Origin of the sequence: Streptomyces microflavus (assembly GCF_014650075.1) — a bacterium.
Lineage (GTDB): Bacteria > Actinomycetota > Actinomycetes > Streptomycetales > Streptomycetaceae > Streptomyces > Streptomyces microflavus.
The window spans coordinates 286,160-303,124 of the sequence record NZ_BMUG01000002.1 but is presented as its reverse complement, the minus strand read 5'-3'; the positions used below and the strand labels follow the sequence as shown (position 1 = coordinate 303,124).

Below are 16,965 nucleotides of genomic sequence, written 5' to 3'. Positions count from 1 at the left end.
GCGCGCCCCCGGGGTGTGTCCGGCGACTCCGACAGAACCCTCCCGAAAGGATCAGGACAACCCATGGCCGGCATCGCCCCCATCCCGCCGTACCCGCTCCCGGAACGCGGCGACCTTCCCGACAACACCGCCCGGTGGAGCATCGACCCCGACCGGGCCGTCCTGCTCGTCCACGACATGCAGCGGTACTTCCTCCAGCCGTTCGCACCCGAGCTCCGCGACCCGCTGCTGGCCAACGCCGCCCGGCTGCGGGACCACGCGGCCGCCGCCGGGATGCCGGTGGCGTACACCGCCCAGCCCGGCAGCATGACCCCCGAACAGCGCGGCCTGCTCAAGGACTTCTGGGGCCCCGGGATGCGCAGCGAGCCCGCCGACCGCGAGGTGGTCGACGAGCTCGCTCCCGTACCCGGGAACTGGATGCTGACCAAGTGGCGCTACAGCGCCTTCTTCCGCACCGACCTGCTGGAGCGGATGCGCGCATCCGGCCGGGACCAGCTCGTCGTCTGCGGTGTCTACGGCCATGTCGGCGTGCTGATGACCGCCGTCGAGGCCTTCACCCACGACATCGAGACCTTCCTGATCGCCGACGCCATCGCCGACTTCTCCCAGGAGCGGCACATGATGACCGTGGAGTACGCCGCGCACCGCTGTGCCGTCGTGCTCACCACCAAGGAGGCGGTGGGCTGATGACCGGTCTGCTCGGGCAGGTGCTCGCCCCCGATCCACCGCCCTTCGCCCTGCTGTACCGCCCCGAGTCCACCGGCGAGGGCACCCTCGACGTGCTGGTCGGGGACGTCCGCGCCTACGAGACCCTGGCCGACATCCCGCTCCCGTCGGGCCCGCACGGCCAGGCCCGGCACGACGCCCTGGTCCTCGTCCCGTACCGGCAGATCGCCGAGCGCGGCTTCATCGGCACCGAGGACGGCTCACCGCTCCTGGCGATGACCGTCACCGGCCAGGAGACCCGCACGGTGGCCGAGGTGCTGCGCCGGATCCCGGACACCCCGATCGGGCTCACCGACGGTGGCTTCGACATCGACGACGAGACGTACGCCGAGACCGTGCGCAGGGTCGTCACCGAGGAGATCGGCACCGGCAAGGGCGCCAACTTCGTCATCAAGCGCTCCTACTCGGCGGACATCACGGATTACGGGCCGGGGGCCGCGCTGACCTTCTTCCGGCGGCTGCTGGAGCGGGAGTCCGGCGCGTACTGGACGTTCGTCGTGCACACCGGGGACCGCACCTTCGTCGGCGCCACCCCCGAACGCCATGTCAGCCTCACCGCCGGTCTCGCCGTGATGAACCCCATCAGCGGCACCTACCGGTACGCGGCCTCCGGCCCGACCCTGCCCGCGATGATGGAGTTCCTCGCGGACCGCAAGGAGATCGACGAGCTGTACATGGTCGTCGACGAGGAACTGAAGATGATGTCCCGGATCTGCCCGGAGGGCGGGCGGGTCATCGGACCGTTCCTCAAGGAGATGGCCCGGCTCGCCCACACCGAGTACTTCATCGAGGGGCACAGCGACCGCGACCCGCGCGACATCCTGCGCGAGACGATGTTCGCGCCGACCGTCACCGGCAGCCCGCTGGAGAGCGCCTGCCGCGTCATCAACCAGTACGAGCCCGAGGGCCGCGGCTACTACAGCGGGGTGGTGGCGCTCCTGGGCCGCGACCACGACGGCGGCCACGCCCTGGACTCCTCGATCCTGATCCGCACCGCCGACATCGACGCCGGCGGCCGCCTGCGGATCGGCGTCGGCGCCACCCTCGTACGCCACTCCGACCCGATGTCCGAGGCGGCCGAGACCCGGGCCAAGGCGGCGGGGCTGCTCGCCGCGCTGGAGACCGGCGGGCAGGTCCGGCTCTCCGCCAACCCCGAGGTCAGGGCGGCTCTGGCCGAACGCAACTCCTCGCTCGCGGACTTCTGGCTCGCCCACGCCGGGGACCGGCACGCCCCGGACGCGTACCTCGCCGGGCGGCGGCTGCTGGTGGTGGACGCCGAGGACACCTTCACGTCGATGATCGCCCAGCAACTGAGCTGCCTGGGCCTGACAGTGACGGTGCGTCGGTTCGACGAGCCCTACGACCCGGCCGACCACGACCTCACCGTCATGGGCCCGGGCCCCGGCGACCCCCGGGACCTCACCGACCCGAAGATCGCCCACCTCGACGCGGCGGTGGCCCGGCTCCTCGCCACCCGTACCCCGTTCCTCGCCGTCTGCCTCAGCCACCAGGTGCTGAGCCGGCGCCTCGGGCTCCCGCTGATCCGCCGGGAGGTGCCCAACCAGGGCGTCCAGCGGGAGATCGACCTCTTCGGCCGCCGCGAACGGGTGGGCTTCTACAACACGTTCGCCGCGGTCTCGGACGAGGAGAAGTTCGACTCCCCGGATGTCGGCCCCGTCGAGGTGAGCCGCTCCACCCGGACCGGCGAGGTGCACGGACTGCGCGGCCCCTGGTTCGCCTCCACCCAGTTCCACGCCGAGTCCGTACTGACCCGCGACGGGGTGCACATCACCCGCAATCTGCTGACCGAACTGCTGCGACGCACCGAGGGAGCCGCCGGATGACGAACGACGACCCGGCACTGGTCAACACCGAACTCCGGGAGGGCAGTTCACCTGTCCTCACCGTCTGGTCGGACATCGGCTGCCCCTGGGCGGCCCTGGCCCTGCACACCCTGCGGACCACCGCCGCCCGGCTGGAACTGCCGGTCCTGATCGACCACCGGGCGTTCCCGCTGGAACTCTTCAACCGGGAACCCACCCCGAAGTTCATCGTGGACGTGGAGCTCGCCGCTATCGCCGCCCGCCGCCCGGAGCTCGGCTGGCGGCGCTGGTCGGCACCGGAGTGGACCTACCCGTCGAGCATGCTGCCCGCCCTGGAGGCCGTGCAGGCCGCCAAGTCGCCGGCCGTCGGCGGGCTGCGGGCCTCCGACGAACTGGACACCGCCCTGCGCCACGCCTTCTACACCGGGAGCCGCTCGGTCGGTGTGCACGCGGTGATCCTGGAGCTGGCGGAGGCGTGCGAGCACGTGGACGCGGCGGCACTGGCGAAGGCGCTGCGCGCGGGCGAGGGCCGGTCCGAGGTGTACGCCCAGTGGGACATCGCCCAGGGACCCCACGTACAGGGCAGCCCGCACCTGTTCGCACCCGGCGGGTACACCGTGCACAACCCCGGGGTGACCTGCCGGTGGACGGACGCGCCGGAGAACGGGGGGTTCCCGCTGTTCGAGGCGTACGAGGACGGGTGGGCGGAGGAGCTGCTGCGGCGGCTGCACGGCTGAAGGCCGACCCCATACGCGGACATACGTGGGCGGTGGCACCCCGGAAGGGATGCCACCGCCCACGTACGTACGCGCCTACGCCCGCCCCACCTCCCGGTCGACCAGGGCGCCCGCCGCTCCCGTGTAGCGCGCCGGTTCGCACAGCCGGTCCAGCTCCGCGCCCGTCGGCAGCCCCACGGCCTCGGGGCGGGCCGCCAGCACCTGGGCCAGCGGGCGGCCGCTCGTCCGTACCTCGTCGGCGACCTCGGCGAGGAGCCGCTTGGCCGCCGCACGGCCCAGCTGCGGGGCCAGATGCGCCGCGATCCGCTCGGTCACCACCTGGTCGCCGGTCAGCGCCAGGTTGTCCCGCATCCGGTCGGGGTGCACCTCAAGCCCCGCACAGAGCTCCACCGCCGTGTGCGCGGCCCCGGCGGTCAGCCGCAGACACTCCCGCAGCGGTGACCACTCGGCGTGCCAGACCCCCGCCGACCGCTCGTCCTCGGTGACCAGGCACTGGGTCAACCCGGCTGCCAGCAGCGGGACTTGGAGTGAGGCGCTGCGGATCAGCGTGGCCAGCACCGGGTTGCGCTTGTGCGGCATGGCGGAGGAGGCGCCGCGCCCCGCCACGGAGGGCTCGGCGACCTCGGCGACCTCGGTCCGGCCGAGCGTCTGGACGTCGACCGCGATCTTGCCGAGGGCGCCGGTGGTGAAGGCGAGGGCGGCGCCGAGGTCCGCGACGGGGGTGCGCAGCGAGTGCCAGGGCAGCGGGGGCCGCGCCAGGCCGGTCTCGGCGGCGAACCCGTCGAGCAGCAGCCCGACGTACCCGTCGGTGTCCCCGGCCCGTTCGTCGCCGTCGACCAGCGCGTACTCCAGGTATCCGGCGAGCGTGCCGGCCGCCCCGCCGAGCGAGACGGGCAGTCCGCCGTCGAGCACCGCGACGATCCGCTGGTGGGCGTCGAGCAGCAGTCGCCGCCACCCCGCCGCCTTGAGCCCGAAGGTGGTCGGCACGGCCTGGAGGGCGAGGGTCCGCCCCGGCATGACGGTGTCCCGGTGCTCCCGCGCCAGCAGGGCCAGGGACTCCGCGGCCGCGGCCAGATCCGCCGCGATCAGCTCCAGCGTCCGGGCGGCGACCAGCATCGCCCCGGTGTCCAGGATGTCCTGGCTGGTGGAGCCCCGGTGCACATACTCGGCGGCCTCCGGCGAGACGTCCGCCACGGCCCGGGCCAGCGCCGCCACCAGGGAGACGACCGGGTTGGCCGCCTCCCGGGAGGCGAGCGCCAGCGCCCGCAGGTCGAGCGCCTCCGCCCGCGCCACGCGGGTGACGGTCTCGGCGGCCTCCTTCGGTACGGTGCCGATCCCGGCCTGGGCCCGGGTCAGCGCCGCCTCGGCGTCCAGCATGGCCTGCAGCCAGGCCTCGTCGCTGGTCGCCGCCTCACCGGGTGTGCCCGCGCGGACCGGTGACAGCAGCCCCGAGTCGGTACCGGCCCTGGCGCCGGTGGATCCGGCCGTCACACGATCACCCCCACGAAGCCCTCGTCCGAGGTGTGCAGCTGCGCGGACCACGGGCGGTGGGCGACGGGCTCCACGCCCAGCGCCGCCCGGGCGATGGCGTCCGAGTCGCCGAGCGTCACCGAGTCGACCCCGGGGCGGATGCCCGCCGCCGTGACCCAGTGCACCGACTCCGTCGGCACGCCGTAGGCGAAGCGCCGGGGGTGCGCCTGCCCGTTCCCGTCCAGCAGCCGGTAGGGGCGTTCGGTGACGGCCAGCCCACCGGTCTGGTAACTCGCGCCGCGCGAACCGGCGATGGAGTACGGGCGGGCCTGGCCGGTGTCGAGGAGGTGGCGCATCAGCGGATCGTCGGTGCGCCGCAGATCGGGCTCGGGCAGCCGCGCCTCGATCAGGACGGTGGAGTGGATCGGCGGTCCGGGGACCTCGGTGGAGACCGCGACGAACTGCGGAACGCCGGTGTCCACCGCGATCTTCGTACCGGGCCCGGTCACCTCCAGCAGACCGCACTCGATGAGGGCGATCATCTCCTCGATCCGCGAGGCCGGGGGACCGATCGACAGGAACGCGTTGAGCGGTGTGTACCAGCCCTCCAGCTCGTCCCGGTAGGAGTCGCCCTCCAGCCCGCCGTGGTCCACCGCGAGCCGGATCTCGTTGCGCAGGTCGCGCAGCACGTCCAGCGCGGCCTTGACCGGACCGCTGACGTTGCCGCTGCGGGCGGCGACCACATCGGCCGCCAGATACTCCAGCAGCCAGGCCCGGAAACCCTCCCGGCTGGTGAACTGCCGGTCCTCGTAGGGCCGGGAGAGCCGGTCCCAGGACCAGCGCTCGTCCGGCTGGATCCCGAACTCCGTGAGCAGCTGGGCCCCGTCGTCGTCGGCGGGCCGCTTCAGGTACCGCTCCGCCAGCTGCGCGCCGTCGCCCGCGCGGTCCCGGGCCGTGAGCAGGGTCTCGTAGTAGACGCTCTCCACCTCCCGGGAGATCAGCGGCCACAGGTCGGTGGAGAACCGGATCCGCTGGCCCTCGGCGGAGCGGGCGCGCAGCTTGGCGATGTACTCGACGGTGAGCAGCCGCGGGAAGTACCGCCCGAAGGCGCCCTTCTGGTTCTCGCCGCGGGAGTGGTACGGCACCCCGCGCCGGGAGAACGCGTACATCTGCGGCTCACGCCCCGAGGGCCGGTACACGAGCTTGCCGTCGTCACCGCGCTCGTACGTCCCGCCCCGGCCCGCGCTGAACAGCGCCATGTGGTCGAAGAAGTTCAGCCCGAGGCCGCGCAGCAGCACCGGCTGCCCGGGGCCGACGGCGGAGAGGTCCAGGTCGGCGGGGTTCGCCGGGGCCACGTAGGTGAGGTGGTGGATCCGGGCGAGACCGGCCGTGCGCGCCTCGCGCGGGGTCAGCCGGGTGGGCAGGTGGCCCTGGGCCAGGACGATCACGTCGAGCTGGTTGAGCCGGGTGCCGTCCTCCAGCCGTACGCCCTGGGTCCCGTCGGTGACGCCGTGCACATCGGCGATGGCCACCGCCCGGGAGCGGTGCACGGTGACGGTCACATGGTCGGGGGCGTTGTCCACGACCTGCTGGAAGCAACTGCGCAGGTACCGGCCGTAGAAGGACCGGGTGGGATAGCTGTCCGGACCCAGGGCCCGGGCCTCCGCCAGCACGTCGGCGTCGATGTCGTCGGCGCCGGGGGCGTCCGCCCCGGCCCGCGCGTCGAGGGCGCGGGCCCATTCGTACAGGCTGGGCCCGGACTCGATCGGCCCCTCCAGCCGGGCGCTGTCGTCGGTGAAGACGGTGATCTGGGAGGCGACGGTGTTCATCAGCAGGTGGCGGGACTGCTCGGGCCGCCAGACCGTACCGGCTCCCGGCGGCGAGGGGTCCACCACATGGAGGGTGATACGGGAGTGGCGCGGGGCGGCCCGCTCGTTGGCGCAGAGCCGTTCCACCACCGAGAGACCGCGGGGCCCGGCGCCCACCACACAGATTTCGAGCGGGGCGTCGGTCATGGCCGGTCGCCGTTCCCCGTGGAGCCGGCCGCCAGCAGCCGGGCCAGTTCCAGTCGTTTGATCTTGGTGGTGGCCGTCTGCGGCAGATCCTCCAGCTTCCACCGGACCGGGTCGGCCATCGGGGGCAGACCGACCACGGCGTCCCGCCACACCCGCTCGTCGAGCGGCTTGTCGTCGCGGGTGGAGACCACCGGGACGGGACGGCCGTCCGGGCCGGGGATGATGATGACCTCGATCAGGTCCTCGACCCGGGCGAAGAGCTTGTCCTCGATCTCCAGGGTGGACTCCACCCCGGGGATCTCGTCCACTTCGCGGTCCAGCAGGTGCAGACAGCCCCACTTGGTGCGGTAGCCGACGTCTCCCATCCGCCACCAGCCGTCGTTGACCTGCTTCTCCCACCGCGGGTGCTCGCCGAGGTAGGTGACGATCCGGCCGTCGCTCTTCACCTCGATGAAGCCCGGCGAGGACTTGCTCGGCGGATTGCCGTCCCGGCTGACCACCCGCACGTTGGTCATGCCGTGGAACGGCGAGCCGACACAGCGGCCGTCCGCCTCGGCGCCGCGCTTGCGGGAGTAGGTGCGCGCCGCGATCGGGCCGACCTCGCTCTGGCCGTACGCCTGGGCGAACAGCGGCAGCCGCCGGCGCGAGGCGCCCAGCAGCTTGTGCACGGTACGGGGGTGGATCGCGTCGAACGTGGAGCTGAAGTACTTGACGTTGCTCAGCGGGCCGCGCGGGTCGTTCGCCAGCACCTCCCACCGCAGGAAGGTGTTGGGGTGGGCCTCGATCAGCCCCGGCGGGATCTGCGAGAAGAGGGTGCCCACCGACTCCGGCTCGTCGTCCTTGAGAATGATCAGCGGGTGGCCCTGGAGGATCGCGATCGGCATGGCGGTGAACATCCGCGAGTGCACGAACGAGACGTGGATGGCGACCGGTTCACGGCTGCGGACCGCCGAGACCACGGTGGCCTGGGGGCGGTAGCGGGCCTGGAAGGTGTGACCGGTGTGCACCGCCAGCTTCGGCGTGCCGGTCGTTCCCGAGGTGTGGGTGATCAGCGTCGGGTGGTCCGGCCCCATCGTGATCGGGGCGACCCGCTCGGCACCGGCGTACGACGCCAGCGGGGTCGCGCCCTCGAAGGTGCCGGAGGTGAGGAGCACCTTCCGCGCCGCCTCGAAGACGTCCGCCGGGAGGCTGCCGGTGAGCTTCGCCTCGTCGGTGACGAGGTAGGGCTGCTGGGCCCTGCGCACCAGCTCGACGACGGTCGCACCGTCCAGTTTGGGGGAGAGCAGCACCGGCACGGCGCCGATCCGGGCCGCGGCGCAGGCCAGCAGCGAAATGTCGAAGCCGTCGGTCTTGTGGACGACGATCCGCTCACCGGTGCGGACCCCGGCGGCCCACAGCCGCGACGCCAGTTCGGCGACCAGCTCGGCCACCTCGGGCAGGGCCAGTCGGCGGCCCAGCTCGGGCGCGACGTCCAGGTCGTGGTCCAGGACCACCATGTTGCCGGGGTGCCGGGCGGCCGCCCGGTCGAAGAGCGTCCCGAGCCGGATGCCCTTGTTCCCTATGCGTTGCAGAAACATCTCGCCCACTCCGTTTCACGAACGTTCACGTACGCGGGAAGGAACCCGTCATGCGGATTCGATGACGTCCTTGATGCGCTTGAGGGTGTCGTCGAGGTCCCGTTCCAGTTTTGCGGTCCACTCCTCGACGAATCGCTTACGGGCGTCCTCGTCGAGCTCCGAGACGATGTGGTGAATTCCGGCGGTCGCCTTTCCCATCCGGAAGTGGTGGACCAGCCTGCTGCCTTCGGCGAGGGGCTCGATATCGAAGCCCCAGATCGATTCCTGGTCGCCCTGGGTGTGCGTGAGCATCATCCAGCGGAAGGTCACGCCCGGCTCGGCCGCGGTGACACGGGCCTCGGTGTACCAGGTCCCGCGCACGAGCGGGGCCCAGCCCACGACCTCCTCGCTGCGCAGGTTCTCCCCGCGGAAGATGGTGCCCACCGCCGAAGGCTCTCCGCCGATCCATTCACCGCCCCGGCATTCGGGGCTCCATTCCGCACTGCGCGGCAGGTCGCTGACGACCGCGTAGACCTCTTGCGGAGTGGCGGATACGGCGATGTCCGCGCGCAGTTCGAAAAGCGGCGAGTTGTCGATGACTGATTTACTCATGAGGAGAACTCTGGTAGCGCACGGAACTCCGGTCAACAAAACCCGGTATGGTCCGTCAAGTTCTGACCGGCGGAACCGGGTGGTCCACCCTGAGCAGGATTTTTCCGCGGACCTCACCGCGTTCGAGGCGGCCGTGCGCCTCGGCGGCGGCGCTGAGCGGGAGCGGGACCGTGGCCGGGGGGAGCAGCCGCCCGGCGGCCAGCAGCGTGCCGATGGTCTCCGCCGCCGCGGCGAGTTCGGCGGCGGTGGCCTGCGAGATGGCGAAGCCGACCACGGAGCAGTCCTTGAGGTAGAGCGGACCGGCGGGCAGCACCGGCCGGGTGGCCATCCCGGCGAGCACCACGATCCGTCCACGCCATGCGAGCAACTCCACGGCCTTTTCGAGGTCGTTGGCGGCTGAGGTGTCGATGAAGACGTCGACTCCGCGCGGGCAGGCGGCTTTCAGCCGTCCCATCACGTCCGGGTCGCGGTAGTCGATGACCTCGTCCGCCCCAAGCCCCCGGCAGCGCTCGATGTCCCGGGCCGAGGCGGTGGCGACGACCCGCGCCCCGGCGTGCACCGCCAGCACGATGAGGGCGCTGCCCACGTTGCCGCCGCCGCCCAGGACGACGACGGTCTCACCGGCCTGCACCCGCCCGTGCGGGTGCAGGGCGAGGTAGGCGGTGGCGGCGGGATGGGCCAGGGCGACGGCGTCCTCGGGGTTCACCCCGTCGGGAAGCCGGTACAGCCGGTCCGCGGGGACAGCCACCCGCTGGGCGGCGGCACCCTGCCGGCCGGCGTGCCCCATGCTGTTGCACCACACCCGGTCGCCGACCGCGAATCCGGTGCCGGGCGCCGACGCGGCGACCGTACCGGCCAGGTCGCGGCCGATCACGAAGGGGAAGGTCAGGGGCGTACGCCAGGCCCCGGACCGGACGAAGGTGTCGACGTGGTTGACGGAGGCGACGTCCACGTCGACCAGAACCTCACCCGCCTGTGCGACAGGCGGAGGGAGTTCGCCGTACCGGATGGTGTCGGGAGTGCCGAGCTGTTCGATGTAGGCGGCGAGCATGGTGCCGGATTCTGGCAGCGGAGCGCGGGCCGCGTCGCCACCGGCCGGGATTGTCTGTCAGGTCGGCGGGGCGAGCTCCTGCGGCACACCCGGAGGCCACCGGGGCCGCCCCCGCCCGCTCCTAGCATGAGCGCCGTGATGAACCTGACTCTCACCGACCTCGCCCCCGACGACCCCCGCATGTCCGCCGACATCGCCCCCCTGATCCGCACCCTGCGCCCGCAGTTGACCGCTCCCGCCTTCGCCGCCTTCGCGGAGGAGGCGTACGGCCAGGGGCTCCGCTTCACCGTCGCGTACGACGCCACCGGCCGCGGCCTGGGGGTGGCCACCCACCGGCTGCTCGCGACGAGCCGGGGCCGGGTGCTGTTCGTGGACGACCTGGTGACGGCGCCCGAGTCACGCGGCCGGGGCGTCGGCGCGCACCTGCTGGCGGAGCTGGAACGGCGGGCCCGGGCGGCGGGCTGCGCCCGGGTGGAGCTGGACTCCGGCACCGCCAACGTCCACGCGCACCGCTTCTACCACGCGCGGCGCATGACGATCGGCGCGCTGCACTTCGGCCTCGACATAGCGCCCGACACGGCCCCCGTCACACCTCCCGACACACTCCCCGTTACGGCCCCCGATATAGCGCCCGAATAGCAGCGGCTCTACCTGCTCACCTACACCGTCGAGAAGGGCCGGTTCGAGGTCGTCGACCTCCAGGGGCGCGGCCAGCTGCTGCGCGCCGGGGCACTGGCCGAGCTGGCCTTCGGCGGTCTGCTCGCCACCGAGGGCGGAAAGGTCCACCGGATGGTCACCGAGCCGCCGGCCGACCCGTTCCTCCGGGAGGTGTGGAGCGACCTGCCGGTGAAGAAGCCGAAGGGGTGGCTGCAGTTCGTCTACCCCACGGCCCACATGGCCGAGGCCCCCGTCACCGAGCAGCTGGCCGGGTCCGGGGCGATCCGCCGCCCGGAGGGCCGTCACCGGGGCCTGGGCTCCTACCACCGGACCACCGTCACGGACCCGGATCAGGTGCTCGCCCTCCAGGAGGCGGTGCGGAACGCGGTACGGGCCGACCCGGCGGCGGTCCCGGAGGACGTCCTGGCCTTGGTGGTGCTCGCCGTCGAGTGCGAGGTGACCACGGTCTTCTCCCACAAGGAGCTCCGCGAGCACAAACAGGCGCTCAAGGCCCTCGCCGCCCGCTTCGACAAGCTCGTCCCCGGCCTGCGCAGGGCGCTGCGCGACGCGTTCCTGGTGAGCCGGGGTGCCGGGGCCGGTTACGGCGTATGAGCGCGGCCCGTGGATTTCTCGCCGGCCCACGGACTTCTCGCCGGGCCGATGACTTTCCGGCCCGCCGCCGGTCATACCGACGACACCGAGATCCTCCGACTCGCCGGACAGACGGGACACACACCATGACCGACTCCGTTAAGGGCCCTGCCAGCTACTTCCCCTCGATCGAGAAGAAGTACGGCCGCCCGGTCGCCGAGTGGAAGGACCTCATCCGCTCCTCCCCGCTGACCAGGCACGGGGAACTGGTCACCTGGCTCAAGACGGAGCACGCCCTGGGCCACGGCCACGCCAACGCCCTGGTCGCCCACACCCTCGCCGAGGACAACGGCCGGTAACCGGGCTGGGCAGGCGCCCGGGGCCGCCCCGGTGACCGGTGCGGCGCCGAACGAGTGGACTCGCCGGAGCCCGCCTCGCACGGTGCCCCGCGCCCGGAGTCCGGATGGTGATGTGGCGCTCCGCTCCCCGACCTGGAAGAGGCGCTCCCCCATGCGACGAAGCCCTGCCCGACGTCTGTTCGCCGCGACGCTGCTCGTGGCGTCCGTACTGGCCCCGATGGCCCTGGCTCCCACCCCGGCGGTGCACGCCGCGAGCGCCGACCGCAGCGGGAGCTGCTCCCCGGACTGCGGCGGCTCCCTCGCCCCCGAGGTGAGCGCGCGGCTGGACAAGGCCATCGAGGCCGTCCGTAAACAGGCGGGCATTCCGGGAGTCGTCGTCGGGCTCTGGATGCCGGGCAAGGGGAACTACGTCCGGGCGACCGGTGTCGCCGACACCGCCACCCGCGAGCCGATGTTCGCCGACTCGTACATCCGGATCGGCAGCGAGACCAAGACCTTCACGGTCACCGCGCTGCTCGAACTCGTCGACAAGCACCGGATCAAGCTCGACGACCCGATCTCGGCGTACGTACCCGGCGTCCGCAACGGCGACAGGATCACGCTCCGCCATCTCGCCGAGATGCGCAGCGGCCTGTTCCCGTACACCGCCGACGCGGACTTCCAGCGCGACCTGCTGAGCGACCCGCAGCGCTACTTCACCCCCAAGGAAGTGCTCGCGTACGGCATGAAGCACAAGAACACCTTCAAGCCGGGCGCGCAGTTCCAGTACTCCAACTCCAACCTCATCCTGCTCGGCCTGGTGATCGAGAAGGTCAGCGGCCAGAAGCTCGACCACTTCATCCACGAGCGGGTGCTCCGCCCGGCCCACCTGCACCACACGCTCTTCCCCACGGGGCCCGAGTTCCCCGAACCGCACGCGCACGGCTACACCGACCAGACGCTGAGCGGCGAGACCGCGGACGCCACGGACTGGAATCCCAGCTGGGGATGGGCCGCCGGGGCGATGATCTCCGATCTGCACGACCTGCGCCGCTGGGCGAAGAGCGTCGCGACCGGAGAGCTGCTCAGCCCCGAGACGCAGGCGCAGCGGCTCAGGACGATCCCGACCGGCATCCCCGGTCTCAGCTACGGCCTGGGGATCTTCGACGCCAACGGGTGGATCGGGCACAACGGCTCCCTGCCCGGGTACGAGACCGTGACCGTCTACCTGCCCTCGCAGAAGGCCACCCTGGTCATCATGATCAACACGGATTCCCTCAGCGGCGGCCAGGAGCCGTCCACGCTGCTCGCCCGCGCGGTCACGCAGATCGTCACCCCGGAGAACGTCTACGACGGCGCGATCACCCCGAGGTAGGGCAGCACCCCTCCTCATCGACCCCGGCGTCCCGCTCCACCCGGCTGGAGCGGGACGCCGGTGCCGTAACCCTCGAAGTCCTTTGCCGTTACGGGACGTTGGTGGCGTACCCCGCGAAGTCAGCCGCCGGTACGGGACCGGGCAGCGCTCAGCGGGCGCCTTCCCCCGGCTTCCGTCCCCAGGCGGTGAGCATGCCGGCCGACAGCGCGGCGCACTCGTCGGAGCCCAGGTACCGGACCGCCGCGTCCACCGCCTCGTCGTCGACGAGTCCGGTGGAGACCATCGCCTCTCTGCTGCGCTCCCACGTGTCCGCCCAGAAACGGCTGATGGGGCTGCCCGGCAGAAGCGGCGGCACATGGATCTCGGCGGCGACGGGCCCGAGCCCGGCCTCCCGCAGCAGCCGCGGGTAGGACGGCACCCAGGAGACATCGGTACCGATGGTGGCCCCGAGCCCCTGCCACATCGCCCGCATGGCCGCCGTGTACGGAGTGCCGGGCGCCCGGTCGCTCGTCAGGTCGACCGCGTCACTGAGCACCAGCACCCCGCCGGGCGCAACGAGTTCGGCCAGTGCGCCGATCAGGCGGTCGTGCTCGGGCAGATGCATCAGCACGAAGCGCGCGTGGACGAGGTGGAACGGGCCGGAGACGAAGTCCGGGCCGGTGATATCGGCCTCCCGGACGTCCAGCCCCGGCACGGACAGCTCACCGAGGAACCGTACGTCGCGGTCCACGGCGAGCACGCTCGTCACCCCGGCCTCGTCCAGCAGCCGACGGGAGACGGTGCCGGTACCGGCACCCACATCGAGGCACCGCCACCCGGGCCCCGCCCCCAGCGCCCGCAGCCGCGCCATGGTGATGTCGTCGTAGGCGAGGGCCCCGAAGTCGATGCGCTCGCCTTCGCCCGCCGCGTCGGGGCTGAAGAAGGCCTCGCCGTAGTGGCCACCGGGATCGGCACCGGGATCGGGATCGTCGAACGCTTTCATATCCGGGCCTCTCCACGCGGCGGGGCGATGCCACCAGGCCCGCCCGGGACCGGCGCCCCGCCCATCTTCCGGCGCCACCCGCCCACCCGCCCGAGGCTCGCCGCGCCTGAGCCGATCGGCCCAAGGGGCGGGGGTGGCGGAGAGGCTGTGGCCCGGCGGGCACGGTCATCGGCCCACCGGCCCACCGGCCCGCCCCGGACCCTGGCCGTCCTCAGCGCAGCGCACTCCGCTGCTGCCACTCTGCCCACGAGAGGTTCCACGCGCCGAAGCCGTTCCCGGGCTCGACCACGCCCTTGGTGTCCTTGCCGGTGATCTCGAACGGGTCGCCCGGCCGCACCTGCGCGTAGAACCAGGCCGCGTCCGCGTCGCTCATCCCTATGCACCCGGAGCTCTGGTTGGACCGGCCGAAGTACTTGGCGTTCCACGGGGCGGCGTGGGCGTACATGCCCGACCAGGTCAGCCGCATGGAGTGGTCGACCATCTTGTTGTAGGCGTCGCGGAGGCCCACCGTCTCGGAGTTCATGTTGATCGTGCCCTCCTTGGCCATGAGGACGGCGGTCCCGCGCCAGGAACGCTTGTCGCCGCCGGGTGTGCCGCCGGAGACCGGTATGCGGCGGACCGTCTTCCCGTCGCGTACGAGGGAGAGCCGGTGGCGGTCGAGGTCGACCTCGACGATCTGCCTGGTGCCGATGGTGAAGGCCGTCGTGTAGTCGCGGACGAACCAGCCGCCGTCCGCGCCCGAGTCGGTGCCGTTCAGCTCGGCCTTCAGCGTGATCTCGGTCCCGGGCTTCCAGTACGTCCTGGGCCGCCAGTCCACCCGGTCCCGGCCCGACCAGTCGCGCATCCAGCCCCAGGAGCCCTCGGTGTCGTTCGAGGTGGTGATCCGGAGCTGCTTCTCGACCTCGGCCCGGTTCTTGACCGGATGGTCGAAGACCAGGGAGATCGGCTGGGCGATGCCGACGGTGGCCCCGGCGCCCGGTCGCCAGTCGACCTTGTTGACCTTGTCCGCCGGAGCCGTGGTGAAGCCCGCCCTGGTGCTGCCGGCGGTTCCACCCGCGCTCCGGGTCGCCGCCGCCACCGTGTACGCCGTGCCGGGTACGGCCTTGCGGCCGGAGACCCAGGACCGGCCGTCGGCGGCGACCTCACCGGCCAGCCGGTGGCCCTTGGCGTCGGTGACGGTCACCGAGGTGAGGCGGCCGCTCGTGGCCGTGACCCGTACGGGCTCGCCGGCCCGCGCCTTCGCCCCTGCGGGCGTGACGGTGACCGTGACGGGGCGGTCGTCGGGGCTCGGCGTCACCTTGGTGACCGAGGTGTCGGAGGGGGCGCTCGACGAGCAGGCGGCGAGCGGCGACAGCAGGGCGGCCACGACGGCGGCCCGGACGCGGGGATGGGCTAGAACGCGTGTGCGGGACGGGCGGGACAGGCGGGACAACAGGACCTCCGGGAGAGCCACGAGAACCACGAGAGCCGTGAGCGCCACGAGAGCGGGCGAGTCGGTGATGTTGTGACTGTAGAGCCGGAAAACCCGAGGTCAGAGGCGTCGGAGCGATGTGACGGCGACTGGTGAAGAACGGTCATGGTCCGGTCACATTCGCCGCGCGGAGCGGTCATGAAGCGCTGTGAGCATCCTCTGCATCCCCGCAGAAGAGCTGGGGAGCGCCCCCGGCGAGAGCCGCGGGAAGCACCCCCGCGACAGCCGCGGGAAGCCCCCCCGCGACAGCCGCGGGAAACACCCCCGCGAACCGCGCGGGGAGCGTCCCCGCGACAGGTCCGGGGAGAAGGAGAGGCCAGACCGTGTCAGCGCTGCTCGTGCCGTCGTCCTCGTCGTCCAGCCCCGTGCGCCCGGCACGGAACGGGGACGTGGCCCTGCGAACCATCACCGCGGAGACCTACCGCGCCTTCCTCGCCTCCCCCGGCGGCGAGGCCCTCGGCGCCGGTTTCCTCCAGTGCCCGTCCTGGGCCGACGTCAAGGAGGGCTGGCGCTCCCAACTGCTCGGCTGGGGGCCGGCCCCGGAGGCGGGCGAACTCACGGGCGTGGCCCTGGTGTTGCTGCGGCAGTTCCCCGGCACCCGTAAGTACTTCGCCTACCTCCCCGAAGGGCCCGTCGCCGACTGGAGCGGCCCCGACGTCGACGGCTGGCTCGACCCGCTCCTGGAGCACCTGCGCCGAACGGGCGCCTTCGCCGTGCGCATCGGCCCGTCGCCCGCCTACCGGCGCTGGAGCGCCGCCCGGCTCAAGCCGCTCACCGGTCCGGGCCGACGCCTGGGCGACGTCCTCGCCAGTGAGGTCGACCCGCTCGGCGCGGCCGTCGCCGACCGGCTGCGGGCCCGGGGCTGGCGCCGCTGCGGCGGCGACGGAACCGGCGAGGACGGGGACGCCCAGCCCCGGCACGTCTTCCACGTACCGCTCGCCGGACGCACCGCACAGGACCTGTGGTCCGGGCTCAACCAGGAGTGGCGCCGCAATGTGCGACGGGCCCGGAAGGAGGGCGTGGAGGTGGTGGTGGGCAGCGCGGCGGACCTCCCGGAGTTCTGCAGGCTGCTCGCCATCACCGAACGGCGCGACGGCTTCCGCCTCGGCCGCTCGCTCGCCTACTACGAGCGCCAGTACGCCGCGCTCAACGCGGAGGAGCCGGGCCGGATGAAGCTCTACCTGGCCCGCCACCAGGGCGAGATCCTGGCCGCCCACACGATGATCACGGTGGGCCGCCGGGCCTGGTACCAGACGGGCGCCTCGGCCGACCACCGCCGCGAGGTCCGACCCTCCAACGCCCTTCAGTGGCGGATGCTGCAGGACGCCCACGCCATCGGCGCCGATGTCTACGACATGCGCGGGGTACCCTCCTGTCTCGATCCGGAGGAACGTGCGTACGGATTGCTGCGGTGGAAGCTCGGCACCGGTGGGCAGGTCGTCGAGACGTTGGGGGAATGGGAGAGGCCGTTGGGCGGCAGCGCCAACCATGCGCTTCACCATGCCTTCCAGGCGTACCTGAAGCGCCGATGAAGCAGTCACCGACAACACACGCCGCCACA

General features: G+C 72.3%; 15 protein-coding genes. 8 read left to right on the top strand and 7 right to left on the bottom strand.

The features are described 5' to 3' along the window. Positions 1-63: 63 nt before the first annotated feature. Genes IE264_RS06455 through IE264_RS06445 form a run of 3 tightly spaced genes read left to right on the top strand, consistent with a single transcriptional unit; the run spans position 64 to position 3,286 of the window. Positions 64-687: an isochorismatase family protein gene (locus tag IE264_RS06455; protein WP_032756099.1), complete on the top strand. Its 624-nt coding sequence runs from the start codon at positions 64-66 to the stop codon at positions 685-687. Beyond that, complete coding sequence (locus IE264_RS06450) at positions 687-2,570, top strand: anthranilate synthase family protein (protein WP_032756100.1); 1,884 nt, start codon at positions 687-689, stop codon at positions 2,568-2,570. Before IE264_RS06455 ends, IE264_RS06450 begins: the two co-directional genes overlap by 1 nt. Next, positions 2,567-3,286: a DsbA family oxidoreductase gene (locus IE264_RS06445; RefSeq protein WP_032756102.1), complete on the top strand. Its 720-nt coding sequence runs from the start codon at positions 2,567-2,569 to the stop codon at positions 3,284-3,286. The genes IE264_RS06450 and IE264_RS06445 overlap by 4 nt, the downstream gene beginning before the upstream one ends. Positions 3,287-3,361: 75 nt before the next feature. Here the strand turns inward: IE264_RS06445 and IE264_RS06440 are convergent, their stop codons facing one another. Genes IE264_RS06440 through IE264_RS06420 form a run of 5 tightly spaced genes read right to left on the bottom strand, consistent with a single transcriptional unit; the run spans position 3,362 to position 9,990 of the window. Then, positions 3,362-4,777 (bottom strand): nitrosuccinate lyase, encoded by a 1,416-nt coding sequence (locus IE264_RS06440; protein WP_032756103.1) that lies wholly within the window; start codon positions 4,775-4,777, stop codon positions 3,362-3,364. Further along, complete coding sequence (locus IE264_RS06435; RefSeq protein ID WP_032756105.1) at positions 4,774-6,771, bottom strand: FAD/NAD(P)-binding protein; 1,998 nt, start codon at positions 6,769-6,771, stop codon at positions 4,774-4,776. The genes IE264_RS06440 and IE264_RS06435 overlap by 4 nt, the downstream gene beginning before the upstream one ends. Next, entirely contained in the window at positions 6,768-8,348 is a 1,581-nt protein-coding gene (locus IE264_RS06430) for a class I adenylate-forming enzyme family protein (RefSeq protein ID WP_032756106.1), read from the bottom strand. The genes IE264_RS06435 and IE264_RS06430 overlap by 4 nt, the downstream gene beginning before the upstream one ends. Before the next feature lie 48 nt (positions 8,349-8,396). After that, complete coding sequence (locus IE264_RS06425) at positions 8,397-8,939, bottom strand: SRPBCC family protein (protein WP_032756107.1); 543 nt, start codon at positions 8,937-8,939, stop codon at positions 8,397-8,399. 55 nt (positions 8,940-8,994) lie between these two features. Next, entirely contained in the window at positions 8,995-9,990 is a 996-nt protein-coding gene (locus tag IE264_RS06420) for an NADPH:quinone reductase (RefSeq protein WP_032756109.1), read from the bottom strand. 138 nt (positions 9,991-10,128) lie between these two features. Here IE264_RS06420 and IE264_RS06415 point away from each other — a divergent pair, with 138 nt between their 5' ends. The 4 genes from IE264_RS06415 (at position 10,129) to IE264_RS06400 (ending at position 12,951) form a co-directional block, all read left to right on the top strand. After that, entirely contained in the window at positions 10,129-10,629 is a 501-nt protein-coding gene (locus IE264_RS06415; protein WP_229887458.1) for a GNAT family N-acetyltransferase, read from the top strand. Positions 10,630-10,641: 12 nt separating this feature from the next. After that, positions 10,642-11,259, top strand: coding sequence for a GOLPH3/VPS74 family protein (locus IE264_RS06410; RefSeq protein WP_032756111.1), 618 nt, complete (start codon positions 10,642-10,644; stop codon positions 11,257-11,259). Positions 11,260-11,384: 125 nt separating this feature from the next. Further along, complete coding sequence (locus IE264_RS06405) at positions 11,385-11,597, top strand: DUF4287 domain-containing protein (RefSeq protein WP_031125468.1); 213 nt, start codon at positions 11,385-11,387, stop codon at positions 11,595-11,597. Positions 11,598-11,748: 151 nt separating this feature from the next. Beyond that, on the top strand, positions 11,749-12,951 hold the full coding sequence (locus IE264_RS06400) for a serine hydrolase domain-containing protein (RefSeq protein ID WP_032756114.1): 1,203 nt from the start codon (positions 11,749-11,751) through the stop codon (positions 12,949-12,951). A gap of 148 nt (positions 12,952-13,099) precedes the next feature. Here IE264_RS06400 and IE264_RS06395 read toward each other — a convergent pair whose 3' ends face one another. Both IE264_RS06395 and IE264_RS06390 read right to left on the bottom strand, forming a co-directional pair. Beyond that, positions 13,100-13,933, bottom strand: a complete 834-nt coding sequence (locus IE264_RS06395) for a class I SAM-dependent methyltransferase (RefSeq protein ID WP_032756117.1) — start codon at positions 13,931-13,933, stop codon at positions 13,100-13,102. A 211-nt stretch (positions 13,934-14,144) separates the two neighbouring features. After that, complete coding sequence (locus IE264_RS06390; protein WP_373301909.1) at positions 14,145-15,368, bottom strand: L,D-transpeptidase; 1,224 nt, start codon at positions 15,366-15,368, stop codon at positions 14,145-14,147. 359 nt (positions 15,369-15,727) lie between these two features. On the opposite strand from IE264_RS06390, the gene IE264_RS06385 reads away from it, so the two are divergent. Beyond that, positions 15,728-16,936 (top strand): lipid II:glycine glycyltransferase FemX, encoded by a 1,209-nt coding sequence (locus IE264_RS06385; protein WP_032756119.1) that lies wholly within the window; start codon positions 15,728-15,730, stop codon positions 16,934-16,936. Positions 16,937-16,965: the final 29 nt, after the last annotated feature.

Bases quoted from the DNA above. Each gene is read 5' to 3' on its own strand.
- IE264_RS06455 (WP_032756099.1), top strand. From the start codon at position 64: ATGGCCGGCATCGCCCCCATCCCGCCGTACCCGCTCCCGGAACGCGGC.
- IE264_RS06450 (WP_032756100.1), top strand. From the start codon at position 687: ATGACCGGTCTGCTCGGGCAGGTGCTCGCCCCCGATCCACCGCCCTTC.
- IE264_RS06445 (WP_032756102.1), top strand. From the start codon at position 2,567: ATGACGAACGACGACCCGGCACTGGTCAACACCGAACTCCGGGAGGGC.
- IE264_RS06435 (WP_032756105.1), bottom strand. From the start codon at position 6,771: ATGACCGACGCCCCGCTCGAAATCTGTGTGGTGGGCGCCGGGCCCCGC.
- IE264_RS06430 (WP_032756106.1), bottom strand. From the start codon at position 8,348: ATGTTTCTGCAACGCATAGGGAACAAGGGCATCCGGCTCGGGACGCTC.
- IE264_RS06425 (WP_032756107.1), bottom strand. From the start codon at position 8,939: ATGAGTAAATCAGTCATCGACAACTCGCCGCTTTTCGAACTGCGCGCG.
- IE264_RS06420 (WP_032756109.1), bottom strand. From the start codon at position 9,990: ATGCTCGCCGCCTACATCGAACAGCTCGGCACTCCCGACACCATCCGG.
- IE264_RS06415 (WP_229887458.1), top strand. From the start codon at position 10,129: ATGAACCTGACTCTCACCGACCTCGCCCCCGACGACCCCCGCATGTCC.
- IE264_RS06405 (WP_031125468.1), top strand. From the start codon at position 11,385: ATGACCGACTCCGTTAAGGGCCCTGCCAGCTACTTCCCCTCGATCGAG.
- IE264_RS06400 (WP_032756114.1), top strand. From the start codon at position 11,749: ATGCGACGAAGCCCTGCCCGACGTCTGTTCGCCGCGACGCTGCTCGTG.
- IE264_RS06395 (WP_032756117.1), bottom strand. From the start codon at position 13,933: ATGAAAGCGTTCGACGATCCCGATCCCGGTGCCGATCCCGGTGGCCAC.